Annotated in this window: 18 protein-coding genes and 2 riboswitches; of the genes, 1 reads left to right on the forward strand and 17 read right to left on the reverse strand. The window is 30.9% G+C overall.

Annotated features, from left to right (window positions below):
- Positions 1-82: 82 nt before the first annotated feature.
- From CCE28_RS09820 to CCE28_RS09840, 5 genes are all read right to left on the reverse strand, one after another.
- Entirely contained in the window at positions 83-1,489 is a 1,407-nt protein-coding gene (locus CCE28_RS09820; RefSeq protein WP_095133438.1) for a carbon starvation CstA family protein, read from the reverse strand.
- 132 nt (positions 1,490-1,621) lie between these two features.
- A complete protein-coding gene (locus CCE28_RS09825; protein WP_095133440.1) occupies positions 1,622-2,332 on the reverse strand; it encodes a LytR/AlgR family response regulator transcription factor in 711 nt (236 codons plus the stop codon).
- Complete coding sequence (locus tag CCE28_RS09830) at positions 2,333-4,021, reverse strand: sensor histidine kinase (RefSeq protein WP_095133442.1); 1,689 nt, start codon at positions 4,019-4,021, stop codon at positions 2,333-2,335.
- 160 nt (positions 4,022-4,181) lie between these two features.
- A complete protein-coding gene (locus CCE28_RS09835) occupies positions 4,182-4,523 on the reverse strand; it encodes a hypothetical protein (RefSeq protein ID WP_095133443.1) in 342 nt (113 codons plus the stop codon).
- On the reverse strand, positions 4,523-5,773 hold the full coding sequence (locus tag CCE28_RS09840; RefSeq protein ID WP_242972951.1) for a DUF1576 domain-containing protein: 1,251 nt from the start codon (positions 5,771-5,773) through the stop codon (positions 4,523-4,525). Before CCE28_RS09840 ends, CCE28_RS09835 begins: the two co-directional genes overlap by 1 nt.
- Before the next feature lie 387 nt (positions 5,774-6,160).
- Here CCE28_RS09840 and CCE28_RS09845 point away from each other — a divergent pair, with 387 nt between their 5' ends.
- Positions 6,161-7,081: a DUF6612 family protein gene (locus CCE28_RS09845; RefSeq protein ID WP_095133445.1), complete on the forward strand. Its 921-nt coding sequence runs from the start codon at positions 6,161-6,163 to the stop codon at positions 7,079-7,081.
- Between the two features lie 57 nt (positions 7,082-7,138).
- Here the strand turns inward: CCE28_RS09845 and CCE28_RS09850 are convergent, their stop codons facing one another.
- From CCE28_RS09850 to CCE28_RS09905, 12 genes are all read right to left on the reverse strand, one after another.
- On the reverse strand, positions 7,139-7,930 hold the full coding sequence (locus CCE28_RS09850; protein WP_095133447.1) for a prepilin peptidase: 792 nt from the start codon (positions 7,928-7,930) through the stop codon (positions 7,139-7,141).
- Positions 7,931-7,972: 42 nt separating this feature from the next.
- Positions 7,973-8,164: a prepilin-type N-terminal cleavage/methylation domain-containing protein gene (locus CCE28_RS09855; protein WP_176461757.1), complete on the reverse strand. Its 192-nt coding sequence runs from the start codon at positions 8,162-8,164 to the stop codon at positions 7,973-7,975.
- Positions 8,165-8,288: 124 nt separating this feature from the next.
- Complete coding sequence (locus tag CCE28_RS09860) at positions 8,289-8,924, reverse strand: thiamine phosphate synthase (protein ID WP_141228344.1); 636 nt, start codon at positions 8,922-8,924, stop codon at positions 8,289-8,291.
- Complete coding sequence (thiH, locus tag CCE28_RS09865) at positions 8,909-10,012, reverse strand: 2-iminoacetate synthase ThiH (protein WP_095133453.1); 1,104 nt, start codon at positions 10,010-10,012, stop codon at positions 8,909-8,911. Before thiH ends, CCE28_RS09860 begins: the two co-directional genes overlap by 16 nt.
- On the reverse strand, positions 10,012-10,788 hold the full coding sequence (locus CCE28_RS09870; protein WP_095133455.1) for a thiazole synthase: 777 nt from the start codon (positions 10,786-10,788) through the stop codon (positions 10,012-10,014). Before CCE28_RS09870 ends, thiH begins: the two co-directional genes overlap by 1 nt.
- Before the next feature lie 12 nt (positions 10,789-10,800).
- Positions 10,801-11,616, reverse strand: a complete 816-nt coding sequence (gene thiF, locus CCE28_RS09875) for a sulfur carrier protein ThiS adenylyltransferase ThiF (RefSeq protein WP_334293518.1) — start codon at positions 11,614-11,616, stop codon at positions 10,801-10,803.
- On the reverse strand, positions 11,609-11,800 hold the full coding sequence (gene thiS / locus CCE28_RS09880; RefSeq protein ID WP_095133459.1) for a sulfur carrier protein ThiS: 192 nt from the start codon (positions 11,798-11,800) through the stop codon (positions 11,609-11,611). The genes thiF and thiS overlap by 8 nt, the downstream gene beginning before the upstream one ends.
- Positions 11,801-11,952: 152 nt before the next feature.
- Positions 11,953-12,062, reverse strand: a riboswitch (TPP riboswitch).
- A gap of 40 nt (positions 12,063-12,102) precedes the next feature.
- A riboswitch (TPP riboswitch) is annotated at positions 12,103-12,201 on the reverse strand.
- Positions 12,202-12,507: 306 nt separating this feature from the next.
- A complete protein-coding gene (locus CCE28_RS09885) occupies positions 12,508-13,965 on the reverse strand; it encodes a response regulator transcription factor (protein WP_095133461.1) in 1,458 nt (485 codons plus the stop codon).
- 3 nt (positions 13,966-13,968) lie between these two features.
- Positions 13,969-15,351, reverse strand: coding sequence for a sensor histidine kinase (locus CCE28_RS09890; protein ID WP_176461758.1), 1,383 nt, complete (start codon positions 15,349-15,351; stop codon positions 13,969-13,971).
- Positions 15,341-16,279, reverse strand: coding sequence for a sugar ABC transporter substrate-binding protein (locus CCE28_RS09895; protein WP_095133465.1), 939 nt, complete (start codon positions 16,277-16,279; stop codon positions 15,341-15,343). Before CCE28_RS09895 ends, CCE28_RS09890 begins: the two co-directional genes overlap by 11 nt.
- A gap of 244 nt (positions 16,280-16,523) precedes the next feature.
- Positions 16,524-17,669, reverse strand: a complete 1,146-nt coding sequence (locus tag CCE28_RS09900) for a sugar ABC transporter permease (RefSeq protein WP_095133467.1) — start codon at positions 17,667-17,669, stop codon at positions 16,524-16,526.
- Positions 17,650-19,191: a xylose ABC transporter ATP-binding protein gene (locus CCE28_RS09905; RefSeq protein ID WP_095133469.1), complete on the reverse strand. Its 1,542-nt coding sequence runs from the start codon at positions 19,189-19,191 to the stop codon at positions 17,650-17,652. The genes CCE28_RS09900 and CCE28_RS09905 overlap by 20 nt, the downstream gene beginning before the upstream one ends.
- Positions 19,192-19,318 lie beyond the last annotated feature (127 nt).

Below are 19,318 nucleotides of genomic sequence, written 5' to 3' on the forward strand. Positions count from 1 at the left end.
ATATCTTCTAAATATTAATATTTTATACCTAAAAAGAGCTAATAGTTTTAAGACCATTAGCTCAAGAGGAATTTATCTATTTCTATACAGTTGTTTTTTCATATTCCTTTGCTTTTTTCATGAATAAACCAAAGAATACTATTGCTACTACGACACCTGTTATGTTTGAGAATCCTGCTGCTAATTTTAGACCTTCTTTAGCTTGTAGGATATAGGCTGTAGTTACGGCACTCATGAAAGTTGCTGGTATTGTGCATATCCAGTGGTTTTTCTTGTTCTTTAGAAGATACATAGCCGCTGCCCAAAGTACTATCATAGCTAGTGTTTGGTTTGACCAAGAGAAGTATCTCCAAATGATACTAAAGTTTATTTGAGTTAAAGCTATACCTACTGCGAATAATGGTATTGCTATCATAAATCTGTTTTTAATATCTTCTTGCTTTAAGTTAATAGCATCTGCAATTACTAATCTAGCACTTCTAAATGCCGTATCTCCAGAAGTTATAGGACAAGCTACAACCCCTAATAGTGCTAATACTCCACCTACAGGTCCTAGTAGTGTTGTAGATATTTCATTTACTACTACTGCTGGACCACCATTTGCTAATGAAGCTGCTAAACCTTCCGTTGATCCAAAGAATGCCATAGAAGCTGCTGCCCAGATTATAGCTATAATACCTTCTGCAATCATTGAACCGTAGAATATTCTTCTTCCTTCACTTTCCTTTCTCACACATCTAGCCATAAGTGGTGATTGTGTTGCATGGAATCCTGATATGGCTCCACAGGCAATTGTGATAAATAAGAACGGGAATACGGAAGTAGATTTAGGATGTAGATTAGCTAAAGTAATCTCTGGAATATTATATCCTTTTGTTACTATACCAAAGGCAATTCCCACTGCCATTATTAATAATGATGCTCCGAATATGGGATATATCTTACCAATTAACTTATCTACTGGTAATACTGTTGCTAGTATATAGTAAACAATTATGATTCCGATCCATAAACCTTTGCTCATTGGAGTTAAGTTGCTAAGTAGTCCTGCTGGACCCATTACGAATACTACACCAACTAATATTAGTAATACTACAGAAAAGACTCTCATTACTTTTTTAGCCGTGTCTCCTAAATATATACCTACTATTTCAGATACACTTGTACCTTTATGTCTAATTGATAACATACCTGTTAAATAATCGTGAACTGCACCTGCAAATATACATCCAAATACAATCCATAAAAATGCTACTGGTCCCCAAAGTGCCCCTGCTACTGCACCAAATATAGGTCCTAGTCCTGCAATATTTAAAAACTGAATTAAGAAGATTCTTGGCCAACTCATAGGAATATAGTCAACACCATCTTCCATTGACATGGCTGGAGTAGGATTAGTATCGTCAATACCAAAAACCTTTTCCACAACCTTACCATAAACAAAATAACCTGCCACTAACAATAATATTGATATGAAAAATGTAGCCATAAGTATCACTCCTTTTCTATTAGTCCTGATGATAGCTTAATTATATTCTATTAAAATAAGAAAAGGATGGTTGGCTACATTAAATAACACAATCTTTACATGAAATGCATTAGTCTCTACATAAACGTTTTCCTATAAGTTTAAAATTCTTTTAAAATTCTTCATATTATTCCTGCTCACTGGTATATCCACATTCATGTGTTGAAGTCTCACATTATAAGTATTGTTAAACCAAGGGATTATCTCTTCTATTTTATCTAAGTTTATAATATATGACCTATGACTTCTAAAAAAATTTTCCTTTGGAAGCTTTCCTATGAAAGTAGAAATCTTATCCTTAGCCATATATACATTATCTTTAGTGTATACTTTAGTTTCCCTTTCACTAGCTTCACAATAGTAAATATCCTCTGGATTTACTGCAACTAGTTTTTCTCCCTTATTTAATACAATCTTACAACATTTATTTGCCTTCTTTACAGTTCCATTAGTTCTCTCTAACTTCTTTAGAGTATGGATTATCCTCTCTTCTGAATAGGGTTTTAATATATAATCAAAGGCCCCCACCTCAAAGGCATCTATGGCATAATCCTTATAGGCAGTTATAAAAACTATTTTAGGCTTTTTTTGAAATTTATTTATTATTTTTGCAAAGGACATACCATTTAGATTAGGCATATTTATATCTAAAAATATAATATCCACTTCTTTTTTTTCTATAAACTCTAGGGCTTTAACAGAAGACTCGAATTCCTCTATTATATCTATAGAACTATATTTATCTATAAAATATTTTAATTCTTCTCTAGCTGGATACTCATCTTCTACTATAATTCCTCTCATTTAATTGGTTCCCTCCTTTGCATCCCTATTAATATAAAACCATATTCTCGTACCATCTTCACATTTTTCAATAGTGAGTCCTTGTCCATAAATTAGCTTCAATCTATTGTGTACATTTGAAAGACCCACACTTCCAGCTTTATTTTTCCCCTTATATATTTTCTCAATAACTTCTTCATCTATACCAATTCCCTCGTCCTTAATCTCTATTAGAATTTTATCATCATCACGTTCTTTAACTCTAATATAGATTTTTCCCCTACCTTCTTTTTTAAGTATCCCATGTTTTATGGCATTCTCCACTAAGGGCTGAATAGTAAGACTTGGGATTTTCACTTCTTCTTTAATAGTCTTTATATCATATATTATTTCTATCTTATCCTTATATCGTGCCTGTTCAATTTGTACATAAGCCTTTACTTGTTCTAATTCTTTATTTAAGTCTACAAATATATTTTCATTCTCAATATTATATCTCAAGTAGGTAGACAGGTTTATTATTAATTCCCTGGCCTTATCTGGATTTATTCTCGTAAAGGATACTATAGTATTTAGGGCATTAAATAAGAAGTGAGGATTTATCTGTGCTTGTAGAGCCTTTATTTCCGATTTGTTTGCCATATTCTTCATATGCTCTATTTTGCTAAGTTCTATTTGAGTAGATATTAGTTGGGATAGGCCTTTTACCAGCATTATATCCCTATGGCCTATACTATTTTCCTTGTCATAGTATATCTTAAGTACTCCTATTACTTTGTCCTTTTCCTTAAGGGGCACTATGACAGCTGACATTAAGGGACAATTCTTATCCTTACATTCTATCTCACTTTTAGTATTTACTATTTCTATTTTATTTTCTCTTATGGCACGCTTTGTAGCTTCTGTTACTAGATCTATACCCACCGTATGATGATCAGCTCCAGCTCCCACATGGGCCAATATCCTAGTAGTATCTGTAATTGATACGGCCATGGCTCCTATAGATTCTTTTATTATTTGACAAGCTTCATTTAATGATTTTTTATTTACCCTCCTAAAATGGGGTAATGTTCTATTGGCTATTTCTAAGGCCTGCTTAGACTGTTTAGCTGCTATTAATTCTTCTGTATCAAATATATTTTCTGTAAGAAGTATTATAATTGATATACCGGCTCCATTAGCAAACATCATAGGCAAATATATATACTTTAAAATATCTATTGCTAAATGAAATGGTCTAGCAAAGATTAATATTAACAATGCACTTATATTTTCTATTATTACTCCAGCTATAAATCCATATAACCATTTGTTTTTCCATGTGGATTTTTTATAAGCAAAACCTGATATTATTCCCCCTATAATTGTGGCTATAGCACAAGGTAGGGATGTTATTCCACCAATATCAATTAAAAGTCTATGAAGACCTGCTATTATCCCTGCTATTATTCCCACATAGGGACCACATAAAATACCACCTACCATAACTCCAATATTCCTCGTATTGGCTATGGCTCCTTTCACATTTACACCTACATAAGTCCCTATTATTCCCAATCCTCCAAATAGAACCCCTAGGGTAATAATACTTAAATAGCTGAGCTTTTCTTTCCTTATAATTTGAGCAAACACAGGAAGCCTAGATATTAAAAAGGCTACTACGATTATATATCCTAGATTGTTTAGAAAATGTTTAAACAAAAATATCATACTGAAAATTCCCCATCCTTCCCTCAAGTGTTTTTTTATCCCTCACAGTTATTATACACCAAAAGAACAAAGGTCTATTTGCATATATTATTATTGTCCTATCTAAAAAAATGGGAACAACCCACACTTGGATGATTCCCATTTTAATTATTATATAATATTACTTATTTCTATATAGAGTTATTTGTATTTTGTCATCAACGAAATTTACTTCGGCTTCATCTATCATCATACCTATAAGAGAAAGTTCTGTATCCACATCACAATCACCCATTAACTCCCAATAATACTCTTCTATTTCCTCCTGTTTTGGATAACTCAAATATTTAATCAATTTATTTATTTTTTCATCCTGTTCATTTTTATAATTACTTTGAAAAAATATTTTATGATGCTTTTCTAAATTCTGTACGTTAATACTAATATCTGTTCCTCCAATTGAAAAAAAATAATTAATTAATTCATCTACTATTTTAGAAATTCTTTTATTATTATGCTTCATTATACCTCTTCCTTCCTAAAAGCTTCAATGACTGGTACTAAGGTAGCGGCTACAATACCACCTGCAAAACCATTATTATATAAATTTAGGCCGCCGTGTAAAACTCCCACATTCAATACTACAGAAGAATGTATGAAACCTGCTAATACGCCATATTTCCAACCAAATTCTCCTGCTATAGGGGCTAACGTAGTTCCAAACAGGGCTGCCAATAATATTGCAGGGTCATTTATACTCCATATCTTCGTTAAACTACCCAAATAAACACCTAAAAAGATTGGTAACATATTTTTCCAATGCTTACCGAATGCTCCAAATCCTACAAGTGTAAATATACCACCTATAATAGGTCCATTCAAATCTCCATTTACCATCAATATATAGATTACTCCTATTAAGCCATTTATACCCATGTTTATCAAAGTAGGTGCAAAGCCTTCTAACATTACAAAATCAGTAACTGCTCTTCCAGGATATGAAAAGATGTTCTTTAAGTTCTTAAAAGATTTATCATTTAAATAAAATCCAATAAAAATCATTAAAATGAAAATTGTAAATAGGTATACACCTAAAATCATGTTATTCTCAGTAGTCCAAATTAATCTACTTTCTGGTAAAAAGCCATAGGATTTAAATATAGAAACAAATATGGTCCCAATAATTCCCGCTACAAAACCTATATTATACAAATTAAAGCCCTGATGAACTCTTATTAAATAGGCTGATAAGGGTGGCAGAATAAAACCTATGCTTAACCCGACCAAAATTCCCACTGGAATTCTAATCATTAATGGCTTGCCTATACCGAACATAATTTGTGTCACCATTGGTGATAAACATGTACCAAAAAGAGCTATATAAATGTATTTTGAAAACTTGTCTTTTTGGACTTTAGCATATAAATAAACTCCAATAATGATAAACCATACATTAAAAATATTTTTCCCAAACATTGAAAATCCAGCAATTAAAAATAAACATGCAATTGAAACTCCATTAATATTAATTTTACATTTGTACAACATAAAAATTGATAATATCATTAATATTCCTGAATTGAGGAAAGTTGCACCTATTCCACCCACACCAATATAATCTGTAATTAATATGTCTGGTTCAATTAGAATCAAATATAATCCCTTAAAGATATTCATAGGACTATCTACTAGAAAAGCAAATATAACTAAAGAGAAAGCATAACATAATAGTATTAAATATTTTTTTTCATTAACAATGTCATTATTATCCACAATATTCTTCCCTTTTATTATTCTTTTTATAGCGAATCATCCTCCTTTTAAAATTCTTTCATTTTAATAGTATATTATTAGCAAAAGTACTTAATTACTATAACTTTAAATTTAAAATATATCTTAGATAAGAAATTAAAGATTAGTTAATTTCTTATCTATAAAATACTTTCACTATTTTTCTCATTTTATATATTATTTTAGAATTTTTATCATATATATTAAAATTAATTATATCATAATTTGTGCCTATATATTTACAAATTTGTATACCACTGTGTTTTTGGTGTTTTCTGTAATTTTACATATTTTTTCCACCATCTTATTTAAAATGTATATGGGGTATGATATAATTTTTACATCATTTAAAGAAAAGAGGTTTAGAGTATGAGAAAAATGAAATTCTTCTTTGTTGTAGGTTTAATTTTTATACTATCTACAACTATGGCTTTTGCTGATACGGAAGCTGAATTTATCAAAATGCTTACAAGAGAAAATATGACAGCACAAGAAATGCTAAAGCTATCAAATGATAATTTACTAAAGCTATCTACATACAAATTTAAGGGAACTAACAAAATGACTACACACACACAAGCTGAAGGTGAAGACATTGCCATGAAGTTTAACATGATTCAAGAAGGTTTTGTAAAAAACCCTCAAGAGGTATATGTTAAGACATCAATGGTTTCTCCTGACGAAACAATGCCTAATGCTGGGTCAGAAGTGTACATGAAAGACAATGTAATGTATATGAAAACTAATTTTAGTGACAAATGGACTAGTATAGACATGAATCCTATGATGAAAAAATTACAATCTGCCATGGGAACTAACAATTCATCTAATGGGATAGTATCTAATGAGCAGTTAGAAGCTTTCTCAGATACAGCAATATTTGACGCTGACGAAGATATAGACGGGAAAAAATATTATGTAATTAGTATGAATGTATCTAAAGAAACTTATAAAGAAATTATGGGTAAATTCATGGAAAACTTCTCTAAAACTTTTGGTGACATGATTATGAACGATCCTAATAGCGAAAAGAGTGAAGAAGAAAGAGCTAAAGAAAAGGCTGAGTTTGAAACTGCCATGATTACCATGCTAAATAATATGGATATCAGTATATCTTATAAGTTTTATATAAATCCAGAGACTAAAATGTATGAAAAATTTGAAGTAAAACAAGACTTAAATATGGCTGTACAAGAGACTACTGTTACAACTTCATCAGAAGGTGTATTTAACTACTATGATCTTAATGGTCCTGTAGAATTTCCTACTATTACATTAGAACAAGAATAGATGCCAATAAAAATACCAGTGTTTTCACTGGTATTTTTTTATTATATAACTTCTATTTTACATTCCAAATACAAATTCATACCATAGGTCAAACAAATCCCATCCCCATATGAGGCTTATAAAAGTTCCAAGTACAATAAAGGGACCAAAGGGAATATAACTTTTAACAGATTTATATCCAGATACTATTAAGAGTATACTTATTATTGCACCTAATAATATGGACAGGAATAATGTTACAGCTGTCATTTTAAAACCTAAAAATAATCCTATTGGTATGAATATTTTCACATCTCCCATTCCCATAACTTCTTGACCTTTATAGATGGTCATACCTATTAGTGATATGATTAATAAACTTCCAGATCCTATTATGACCCCTATAAAAGGACTATACCAAGGATCATTACCATATATGTACATGGGAAACTTTCTGTTATATAAGATTACTAATATACCTACCATTGTGGCCATAAATACCAATTGATCTGGTATAATCATATGATCATAATCAATAAAACATATTACAATTAATATACTCATTAAGATAGTGTATACTATAAAATCTATACTATCTCCATACTTATTAAACAATAGTAGAAATACTAACCCAGTTAGAAGTTCTACCATCATATATCTTGGTCCTATTTTAGTCTTACAAAACCTACATTTTCTTCCTAGAAATAAATAACTTAATACTGGAATCAAATCAATTGCTCTCAATTTATTCATACACACAGGACAGTGGGATCCTGGCACTACAATTGATTCCTCCCTAGGTATCCTGTATATGCATACATTTAAAAATGATCCTATTAAAAGTCCTAGTATAAATACTTGTATATCCATATTACTTCACACCCTTTTAAAAATACTATCATAGCCTACTTTCTAAAATTCACCACTCCTTGTCCTACCATTTTCCTTAATTAATTCACATTTAGCTTTCTTAAGAGCTATTCTTTGAGTCGCCTTTTCCCACTTCATTTTGTTGTAAGGGAAAAAAAACAAAATAATAATCTTAAAAATTAGTAAAGCTATTATTAACTCTATTAAAGTAAACCCATTCTTCCTATCCTTCATTTTACCACCTTTTTTCTGTATGCTATACATATTTTATCACACTTTACTTTTTTTGGAAACGGTTACACGAAACATATATATAATATAAAGAGCCATGCTTTTTTACATAGCTCTTTATTCTTCCTTACATATTATCTTTAATCCTTTTTGCTGCCATAAAGGGATGTTCGTCTGTCATAATATATGACATAACAGCCACCCCCTCTACCCCTGTTGACATGACTTCCTCCACATTTTCATGATTAATCCCCCCCAGGGCAATAACAGGAATATTTACATTTTCTCTTATTTCTTTTATAAAATCTATCCCTCTACCCTTTAATCCTTTTTTACAATCAGTTTCATATACATGACTAGCTAGCAAGTAACTAGCTCCCTTTTCTTCTGCTATTATGGCTTCTTCTAAACTATGTACAGAAACGCCTAAGAGCTTATGCCATTTAGGCTTTTCCTTCACTAAGTCATGAAATCCCATGTGGTATCCGTCTAAATTAATTTCCTTTGCTACTTTTAAATTTCTATTAATAATAAATAATACGTCCTTATGCTGAATTTTGTCTTTTATGTCTTTAGCAATTATAATTAATTCATCATAGGATAAATCCTTTTCTCTCAATACTATAGCATTAACCCCGCCATCTATTGCCTCTTCTATTACATGGCTCAAGGTAGGTCTTTTAATCATATTACGGTTAGTAATGAGAAAAAGCATCTTATGATCTTTTATAAGCCTATTAATATTTGTCATATATGCATCCAATCCTTAAATACAGGTTGATATCCCTTTTCTAGAATACTCTGACTCATTTCTTCTACACTTCTTAGGTCTGCTATTTCAAATTGTGCTTCTCCCTTATTACTAGCACTATGACCTCCCACTTCTGTACTTACTCCTGCCGACATTTTTGTAACTCCTAGGGGTATTAAATTATCCCTAAGAATTGCCTCTTCCCTTGTGGAAATGGTAATTCCTACGTAAGGTAAAAAAATCTTTAAGGCAAGAATATTCTGAACTAGATTTTTGTCACTTACCTCATATACATTCTCAAACACACCTGCATGAGGACGTATGCGAGGAGGAGATACATTAATAGATACATGGGGATATTTATTCTGAAGATAATTTGCATGGACTCCCGTAATAAACCCTTCCATTCTCCACTCATTAAGTCCTAGAAGAGCACCAATGTTTACAGTTCTCATATTGGCCTTACAACCTCGTTCTGGCGCATCTAATCTGTATATGTAATCTTTTTTTGGTCCTGAAATATGTACATTGTCATATATATCCTCATCATATACTTCCTGATAGACAGTAAGACTATCTACCCCAGCATTTACTACCTGTTTATATTCATCTTCATTCAAAGGATATATTTCAATACCTATGGAATCAAAATATTTTTTCAAAACATTAACAGCATCTACTATGTAGGATACTGGTGTAGCCTTTGGAGATTCTCCTGTTAATAAAAGTACATGTTTAAGCCCCTCCGCTGCTATAGCCTTTGCTTCCATTTCTATTTCTTCTAAAGATAATCTTTTTCTTTTTATATGGTTGTCTACATTAAATCCACAATAGGCACATTGGTTTATACATGTATTTGATATATACATGGGTGTGAACAGTAATATGGTTTTACCAAAATGCCCTACTGACAATGAATGGGCCTTCTTTGCCATCTCTTCTAAGAACTTCTCCCCTAAAGGTGATAACAATGCTAAGTAGTCATAAACATTGATTTTGTCCTTATTTAGAATACTATGTATATGTTCCTCAGTAAGATTATTAAAAAATTCTTCATAATTAAATTCCTTAAATTTTGAATATTCATCATAAAAAGCCATTATAATTCCCCTTTATGTAAAAATCCTGTAAGAGGTGAAGAGGCATGAGCATGTTCCTTTATAGGAGCCATTTTTGAAAGATATGCAGTTCTTCCAGCCTTTACTGCCAATGAAAAAGCCTTTCCCATTTGAACAGGGTCCTTTGAGGTGGCTATAGCTGTATTTACTAAAACTGCAGCTGCTCCCATTTCCATAGCCTCAGCTGCCTGAGAAGGCTTTCCAATTCCCGCATCCACAATTATTGGTAAATCAATTTCATCGATTAATATCTGTACAAGTTCTTTTGTTCTAATACCCTTATTTGTCCCTATAGGAGCCCCTAAAGGCATAACTGCTGCTGCACCTGCATCAACTAATCTTCTTGCTGTCATTAAATCTGGATTCATGTAAGGAAGTACAATAAACCCTTCTTTAGCTAAGATTTCTGTAGCCTTTATAGTCTCTTGATTATCTGGAAGTAAATATTTATTATCTGATATAACCTCTATTTTTACCCAATTACCACAACCCATGGCCCTTGCTAGCCTTGCGATTCTAACAGCTTCCTCTGCATTTCTTGCCCCGGATGTATTTGGTAATAAGATAGTATCCTTTGGAATGTAATCAAGAAGATTTTCCTCCTTAGATCCAATATCAACTCGTCTCACTGCCATGGTTACCACTTGTGTTTCACAGTTTTCTATTACTTGAGGAATAATATGTTTACTTGGAAACTTTCCTGTTCCTATAAGTAATCTACTCTTTAGTTTATTTCCCCTAATATCTAATAAATCCATATTTGTCAACTCCTAAGTCTCATATTCGTCTAAAATTATTCTCAGTACAGTATTGGCCTGATGGCTTGCTGCAATAGATACCCGTGGTGCCATAAGACCACATCCTGGTTTTGCCTCTGAAATATCATCACCAATCAAATAAAATTTATCTCTTATCTTTTTTGTCTTTATAGTATTATTTGAAAAATGTCCAGCCATGCCAGATGCAGCCACAATATATTTACTAGTTAGCTTTGATAATGCAATATTTACTAATTCTGCCTTACAAATGGGATTATCGAAGGCCTCCACTATTATATCCACATCTTTAAAAGACTCTTCCATATTGGTCTTATCCAAATAAATATCTCTGATTTCAACTTCTACAAAGGGATTAATTTCACTTATTATTTCTTTTAATGCCCTAGTCTTTTTCATCCCTATGTGCTTTAAAAAATAATGCTGTCTATTTAAATTACTTGGTTCAACCAAATCATAATCTACTAAAACTAATTTTCCTATTCCAATTCTAGCTAGAGCTACGGCCACATTTGATCCTAGGCCTCCTAGACCTGCAATTCCTATACATGCCTTTTCTACCCTTTCGTGCACCCTTGGTGTATGTCTTGAAACAAGTAGTGATTCAAGTTCCTCCCTATCTGGAACTGCTCCTTTAGTTATAAACACAACCCTATCATTTTCTTTTAAAGGTACATCTTCCTTAATAATAAATCCATTTAAAACTACTACATCTGCTTCCTTTTTAATTAAATCCCTAAGAGAAAAGCTAGTAATTCCCTCATTTACACTCATTTCCTTTTCATTTACATATATTTTCAAATCAACCACCTCCCACAAAGCTTACTATCTCCACTTTGTCAGCCTTATTAAGTATATGTTCTTCATACATTTCTTTAGGTACTATTTGAAAATTCACTTCTACAACTACTTTTTCTTCTTTTAAATCTAAACCCTTTAATAATTGTGTAATTGTAACCTTTCCAAAGTCCATCTCTTTGCCATTTATGATCATATTCTTCCCCCTTTTATTTAACATTTTAAATGCTAAAATTTTATATAAACTAAAAAAAGCCTATAGGATAAAATCCTTCATAGGCTTGTATAAAATCCATATACTAAAACTATAATTCTTCATGAATTAAGAGTCTCTATAGTTATGTATATATTAATACAGTATACTAGTCCCTACGTTGGCATTATCCAAATCAGGTTATAAGGGTCAGAGATAACATCCCTTTCTCAGCCCATCCCTATGAGCTCCCCAAATCATATTAAATTAAAAAAAGCTTGCACCTAGGCAAGCTTATAATGAACCTTATTCATTCCTTGCTTCCCTACGACAATATTAATTGTATCAGGTTTTAAGAGTTAGAATTTCTTCTTCTCAGCCCTAAGGCACCCCTAGCAAACTTATTTAACTACTACCAGTATAATCCAACATCTTAAGTTTGTAAAGTTTAAAAATAATGTTTTATATTTGCATATACCAACTATATCCAAATTCAATAAAGCCTGGCTACTTACAAGGGAATATGAATGAAAAATTTTTATAAGGTGGAACATCAGAACATCCTATGTTGTAAACAATTGTGAACCTTCTATCGTGAATATAATATTCGCACTCTATAGTCTGATAGTGACTTACCTTATAAACGTTTTTGTTTATATGACTGCCGTAAGTTCACACTCCCTGAGCATCCGTCTAATCTTCATCATACTCTAATTCTTACTTACATATTTACTAGGTGAAATTCCTGTGATTTTTTTAAACATCCTACTAAAATAGTTAGGGTCACTATATCCTACCCTTCTATATACATCCTTTACTTGTATTCCTTCCTTTAGCATCTTCTTTGCCTTCTCAATTCTTATATGGGTTAAAAACTCTATAAAGTTTTGTCCCGTTTCTTGCTTAAATAATTTACTTAAATAAAAGGTGCTAATGGCAAATTTATATGATAGATCTTCTAACTTTATTTTTGAATCATAGTTCTTTACAATGTAATCCTTTACATTTTCTATTAGATCATTACTTCTACACAATTTCACATAAGTATCTAAATCTACTAATATGGCATTTTTAATAGAGGATTTACTTCTCTTATTTTTAATCATCTCTTTACTATTTTTAAAATAAATCTCATTTTTTTCCATGAAAGCTCCATATTGAAGAAAGCTTACTATTTCATTTATTTCTTCATAAAAATTTAAATCACGGGAATTAGTTTTTTTCATTATATATCCTAGCATTTTTTCAAATTCATTATAATAATTCAAATCAAAGTTTAAAACTTCCTTACATATTCTTAAACGATTTTCATCATTAAAGTCCATGTTAGTATTTATAGTGTTTAGCTTTCCTATAATCTTAATTACATTTTTTTTGATGTCCTCAAAGTAATTATTTTTCTCATACCAATAGATTAATTCCTCATTAATATTATTTTTCAATTCCCTTTCTATTTTTTCTAAACTTTTTTTTATCCAATACTCATCTGCTTCTTCTTCCTCAATTAATATATATATATTGTCATTGTAAGTAGACATTATGGAGTTTACCTTTGACTTGAAGCTCTTTTTTATTTTAGATTCCACAAACTCCCTATTTTTCTCATCAGTTCTAATTCCTATTAAATGGGCCGTATCTATATTAATCTTAAATATATTTTCATTAGTGCATATTTCCTTTATTTTCTCACTGCCACCTTCTAATATAAATGATATTAATTTTTCCTCCACTATACTTTTAATATTTATTATTTCCTCCTGCAGCCTTACCTTTTTGTTAGCTTCTTTTCTTTCCGATTTAATATTTTTTATAATATTTTCTAATACTTCTATTATCTTTTTTCTTCTAACAGGCTTTAGTAAATACTCATAGGCATCTAATGATATACTTTCCTTTGCATATTGAAAATCATCATAGGCTGATAATATGACTATTTTGGTTTTCCTATTCATCTTTCTAATTTCTTTTAGGGCGCTAATACCATCTATTCCTGGCATTTTAATGTCCAAAAAAGCTATATCTGGAGAATTTCCTTGGAAATACTCTATAACTTCTCGTCCATTCTTTGCTTCCTTGACTATGGTTATATCCTCAAAATTTTTCTCTATTATTTTTTTTATACCTTCAATTTCTATTGGTTCATCATCTGCAATTAGCATTTTATACATATATTATTCCACCTTTGGTATTATAATTTTTACTAATGCGCCCTCTTTAGTATTATAAAAAAACAACAAACTTTTATTTTTAAAATAAATTCCTAATCTTTCCCTTACATTTTTCACACCTATTCCAGCATTCTCTTTAGAATACATATATGGATAAAAACCCTTTCCATTATCCCTTATTTCTATTTTTATATAATTTTTTATACTATTGATCCTTACTTCTATTTCTCCCCCCTGTTCTTTTCCTTCTAGTCCATGTTTAAAAGCATTTTCAACTATGGGCTGTAACGATAATAGGGGTATTTTATAGTTTAATAAATCATCATCAATATTCTCTATATATTTTATCCTATCTCCAAATCTAGTCTTTTGTATATATATGTATTGTCTTAAGCTATATACTTCTTCTTCTAAGGTAACTGTAGAATTCACATTTCTAAGGGTATACCTTAGAATGTCTGATAGGGATTCTATTAAATCACAAGTATTATCTGATCCTTCAATTAAAGCAGTTTTAGCAATAACATTTAAAGTGTTAAATAAAAAATGAGGATTTATTTGGGATTGTAAAGCTAAAAATTGTGCTTCCTTTTCCAATCGAGTTTTATTTTCTACCTCACTTAATAAATATTTAATTTCCTTTACCATAATGTTAAAGGAATTAAACAGTATTCCTATTTCATCCTGAGAATCTATTTTAAGATTGTCTACTTCAAAATTCCCTTTAGAAACTTCCTCTGCCTGATTAGTTAAAGCATTTACATTCTGTATTAACTTCCTAGAAAAAAAGAAAATGAACATTATGCTTATGGATATACTAATTATGAAAATTACTATGATAGCCCTAGTAAATTTCAAATTATGCTCTTTTATTATCTTATATTTTCTAAAATTTTCCTCATATATTTTATTATTTATCTCATCTACAGACTCCATTATATAATTATATACCTTAGTACTATTATTATAATTTATTATATATCTTTCATCTGCCGTTCCTAGGGCTACCCTAAAGGTCTCTTCACTATAGGCCCTGTAACTTCCTATAAGCTTTCTTAAGTCAACCATTAGATTATACTCTTCTTTAGTCATATTCCTTCTACTTAACTTATTTAATTCTCCATAGGACGTATCAATAGAAGAATATATATCATCTATATAATTAGTAGACCTTGTAAGTAGTAGATTGTCTAGAGAATTCTTACTTTCCTTTATTGAGTTTTTCACATTAGATAGAGTATCTAACTTTTCCACAAACTCATTGTATTGACTCGATATTCTGTTTATAGTATATAAACTATATCCACCTATCCATATTAATATGATCAATATTAATATATAACTAACTATAAGTTTTTCTTTTATAGATATAAAATTATTCTTCATACACATCGTCCTTATCAAAGTAAATTAAATCACTAAAGATAGCATTTTCCACAAATTCTCCCGTCTTAACTTTCATTAAAATATCTAATGTTTCCATACCAATATTTTCTGGATTTTTAATATAGACGCCTTCAATGACACCTTTTTTCACAAATCTTTGTATTCCTGTTAAGTCTCCCATTCCTATTATCTTAATTTTTCCAACTTTATTTAATCTAACTAATACTTGTCCTGCTATATAGGTAGAGTACTCATCATTACATATGATTCCCTTTATATGTTTATTCTCTAATACCATTTCTTCTATAATCTTGTAAGTATTTATTTTCTTAGCATCCATATAAGCTACCTTTGTTATATTAATTAGTGGAAATTTCTTTTTCTCATCATAAATACCTATTAATCTTAAATTGTTCTCCTCATTATTCATTATGACTCCCACTTCTCCACTTTTATCTATGGTGTTAAAGAGCTTATCTGCCATTTTTACTCCTGCATAATAGTTGTTAATGCCCACGTAGGAGTTTCTCGTACTATTTAGCACATCATTTTCAACGGCAATAAATGGAATATCCATACTTGTACTCCTATCTATTATTCTAGAGTATTCACTGTCATTTAAAGTAAAGGCTATTATTCCATCACAACCAGATTCTATGGCCCTATCTATTTTACTTATGTGATTCTTTTTATCATAATACTTATCACTCAAAATGCTTATACTCACATTACGTTTTTCAGCTTCCTCTAATATGCCCTTTTCTATTTCTTCCCAGTATTCATTTTTTTCCTTTGGAACAAATATAAAATGATAATCCTCGTCCCTTAATTTGACATTATGAGAGGTATCTTCTTCCATTCTATTGGCATTTAAAGATATGGTTATTAAAGTTATAGTAATAATAAGAAGTAATATATATTTTTTCAAAAGATATCCCTCCTGAATTTAATATGGAGACAGTTAGATCTTTAAGGGGTATTTGCTTAGCTTTTATCTAACTACCTCCGTCTTGTTAGCAATCTATTTTCTATTATAACTTATTTTTTCATTTTATTATAAACATCATGTATTCAAAAAATCCCCTACTTATATAATAGCAGAGGACCTTTTGAATATATGAAGTCATAGAGTTGGCAAGGATTAAAGTTTATTATCCTTTGCCAACAACTATTTACTTACCCTTTTTCTTATTGTATATGTCTATAAATACTGCTATAACTAATATAAGTCCCTTAACTATAAGTTGCCAATAAGCCTCTGTATTTAATATGGACATTCCATTGTCTATAGATGCCATAACCAATGCACCTAATACAGCTCCAATAATAGTTCCTTCTCCACCAAGTAGTGATGTTCCACCAATAACACAAGATGCAACTGCATCCAGTTCAAATCCATTTCCTGCATCTGTAGTTGCAGTTCCTAGTCTTGCTGTTAATAGGATTCCAGCTATTGATGCCATTACTCCTGATATAATAAATATTTGCATTGTTCTTGCCTTTATATCAATACCAGATAATCTGGCAGCTTCCTTATTACCACCTATGGCAAATACTTGTCTACCAAATCTAGTTTTAGTTGCAACAAAAGTTAAAATAAGTGCAATTCCTAATACGATGGCTATAGGCATTGGTATTCCCTTATATGAATTCATAGTATATATAAATGTCATTATTATTCCTATATAAATACCTAAGTATAATAATTCTAAAGCCATGGATTTTACTTCAAATCCAAATTTAATCCTACTTTGTCTCTTTTTAATTGTCATGTAGCTAAGACCGAGTATTGCTATAGCTCCTATTATCCATCCCACAGTAGGAGGCACATAAGCCGTTCCTAAGAACCTAAATGCAGGTTCACTAGTAGGAACAGACGCTCCCTTTGAAAGTCCCATGATAGCTCCCCTATAAGCAAGCATACCACCTAGTGATGCAATGAATGCTGGTACTCCAGCATTTACCCAAGATCCTGTAAAGATTCCACATACAGCACCTAATAGTATAGTAAGTATTATTGCCATAAATGGGTTCATACCAAACTTGTACATGAGTAGGGCACATACTCCACCAGATAAACCAACTAATGAACCTAGGGATAAATCTATATGAAGATTAACTAATATCATAAACATTCCCATTGCTAATACTGCCGTTACAGACATTTGTTTAAATAGGTTTGATAAGTTTCTTGCCGTTAGGAAAGTACCTGTATCATCTAGATTATAAAATAGAAACCATATACCGATTAAAGCTATTATCATAGTATATTTTCTAATATTTAACTGTCGTTTTTTCTTAAGCTTTACTTGTTCCATTGTTGCCTCTCCTTCCTGTAGCAAAATACATTATTTCTTCTTGTGAAGCTCCCCTTGGCAATTCGCCCTTTATACTTCCTTCATGCATTACAAGTATTCTATCTGACATACCTATTATTTCTGGGAGTTCTGACGAGATCATAACAACTGCAACGCCTTTTTTTGCAAGTTTATTCATTAAGTTGTATATTTCATATTTAGCACCTACGTCAATACCCCTTGTAGGTTCATCTAATATTAATATTTTAGGGTCTGTCATTAGCCATTTTCCTATTACAACCTTTTGTTGATTTCCTCCTGATAGATTTTTTACTAATTGTTCTATACTAGGAGTTTTTATAAGTAAATCATCCACATATTTATTAGAATGGAATATTTCCTTATTTTCATCTAATACTCCACCTGATAATACCTTTTTAAGGGATGCTAGGGTAGTATTTACCATGACACTTTGGCCAAGAACTAATCCATTTCCCTTTCTGTCTTCCGTAACTAAGGCTAAACCATTTTTAATGGCATCCTTAGGAGAGTTTATATTAACTTCTTTTCCATCAATACTTATGGTTCCTGAAGTATTTTTTCCATAGGCTCCAAATAACCCCATAACTAATTCTGTTCTTCCAGCTCCCATAAGACCTGCTACACCAAGGATTTCTCCCTTTCTTACCTGGAATGATACATTTTTTACAAGTTCTTTGTTGTTCATCACATCATATACGGAAAAATCTTTTACTTCCATGATTACTTCTTCACCTTGATGAACTTCCTTAGGGTATCTATCATCCAATTCTCTTCCTACCATAAGCTTTATAATCTTATCTTCATCTAAATCTTCAATAGGGTCACTACTTATAGTAAGACCATCCCTTATTACTGTTACTGTGTTAGCTATTTCAAATATTTCTTCTAATTTATGAGTTATTATAATGAAAGTTATTCCCTTTTTTTGTAGATCCTTTATAATTCTAAAAAATGCCTCTACTTCACTATCTGTTAAAGCTGCTGTTGGTTCATCTAATATTAATATTTCCACATCCTTAGAAAGGGCCTTAGCAATTTCTACTAATTGTTGAACTCCCACACCTAAATCCCTTACTAATGTATTTGTTGGTATATCTAAACCTAGCTTATCTAAAAGTTCCTTGGCCATATAATTTAATTTTTCATCATCTATAGTAAGTCCCTTATGAATCATAGGCTCATTAGAAAGATAAATATTCTCTGCAACAGTCATTTGAGGAACTAATGCTAGTTCTTGATAAACTATGGCAATTTTTTTCTTTTCTGAATCTGCTATGTTTGAAAACTTTTGTACTTCACCTTTTAATACTATATCTCCTGTATAAGTTCCATAAGGATAAACACCACTTAATATTTTCATCAAGGTAGATTTTCCTGCTCCATTTTCACCACATAGTGCATGTACTTCTCCCTTTTCTACTTGAAAGTTTACCTTATCAAGTGCTTTAACCCCTGGAAATTCCTTTGTTATATTTCTCATTTCCAAGATATTTTTACTCAATTATGTCACCTCCATCTGATTGTGCTTATGGTTAGGATAAAATTTTTTTGATTTATTGAACTGAAGTAAGTTCACATACCTTTATATTGAACATAAAATCATAAAAAACTTTATCCTAACCACAAGG

The organism is Anaeromicrobium sediminis (assembly GCF_002270055.1).
GTDB classification, from domain to species: Bacteria; Bacillota; Clostridia; order Peptostreptococcales; family Thermotaleaceae; genus Anaeromicrobium; species Anaeromicrobium sediminis.

Excerpts from the sequence above, each read along its gene's own strand:
- CCE28_RS09820 (WP_095133438.1), bottom strand. The coding sequence starts at position 1,489 with ATGGCTACATTTTTCATATCAATATTATTGTTAGTGGCAGGTTATTTT.
- CCE28_RS09870 (WP_095133455.1), bottom strand. The coding sequence starts at position 10,788 with ATGGATTTATTAGATATTAGGGGAAATAAACTAAAGAGTAGATTACTT.
- CCE28_RS09900 (WP_095133467.1), bottom strand. The coding sequence starts at position 17,669 with ATGGAACAAGTAAAGCTTAAGAAAAAACGACAGTTAAATATTAGAAAA.
- CCE28_RS09890 (WP_176461758.1), bottom strand. The coding sequence starts at position 15,351 with ATGAAGAATAATTTTATATCTATAAAAGAAAAACTTATAGTTAGTTAT.
- CCE28_RS09835 (WP_095133443.1), bottom strand. The coding sequence starts at position 4,523 with ATGAAGCATAATAATAAAAGAATTTCTAAAATAGTAGATGAATTAATT.
- thiS (WP_095133459.1), bottom strand. The coding sequence starts at position 11,800 with ATGATCATAAATGGCAAAGAGATGGACTTTGGAAAGGTTACAATTACA.
- CCE28_RS09830 (WP_095133442.1), bottom strand. The coding sequence starts at position 4,021 with ATGATATTTTTGTTTAAACATTTTCTAAACAATCTAGGATATATAATC.
- thiH (WP_095133453.1), bottom strand. The coding sequence starts at position 10,012 with ATGGCTTTTTATGATGAATATTCAAAATTTAAGGAATTTAATTATGAA.
- CCE28_RS09825 (WP_095133440.1), bottom strand. The coding sequence starts at position 2,332 with ATGAGAGGAATTATAGTAGAAGATGAGTATCCAGCTAGAGAAGAATTA.
- CCE28_RS09845 (WP_095133445.1), top strand. The coding sequence starts at position 6,161 with ATGAGAAAAATGAAATTCTTCTTTGTTGTAGGTTTAATTTTTATACTA.
- CCE28_RS09850 (WP_095133447.1), bottom strand. The coding sequence starts at position 7,930 with ATGGATATACAAGTATTTATACTAGGACTTTTAATAGGATCATTTTTA.
- CCE28_RS09885 (WP_095133461.1), bottom strand. The coding sequence starts at position 13,965 with ATGTATAAAATGCTAATTGCAGATGATGAACCAATAGAAATTGAAGGT.
- CCE28_RS09855 (WP_176461757.1), bottom strand. The coding sequence starts at position 8,164 with ATGAAGGATAGGAAGAATGGGTTTACTTTAATAGAGTTAATAATAGCT.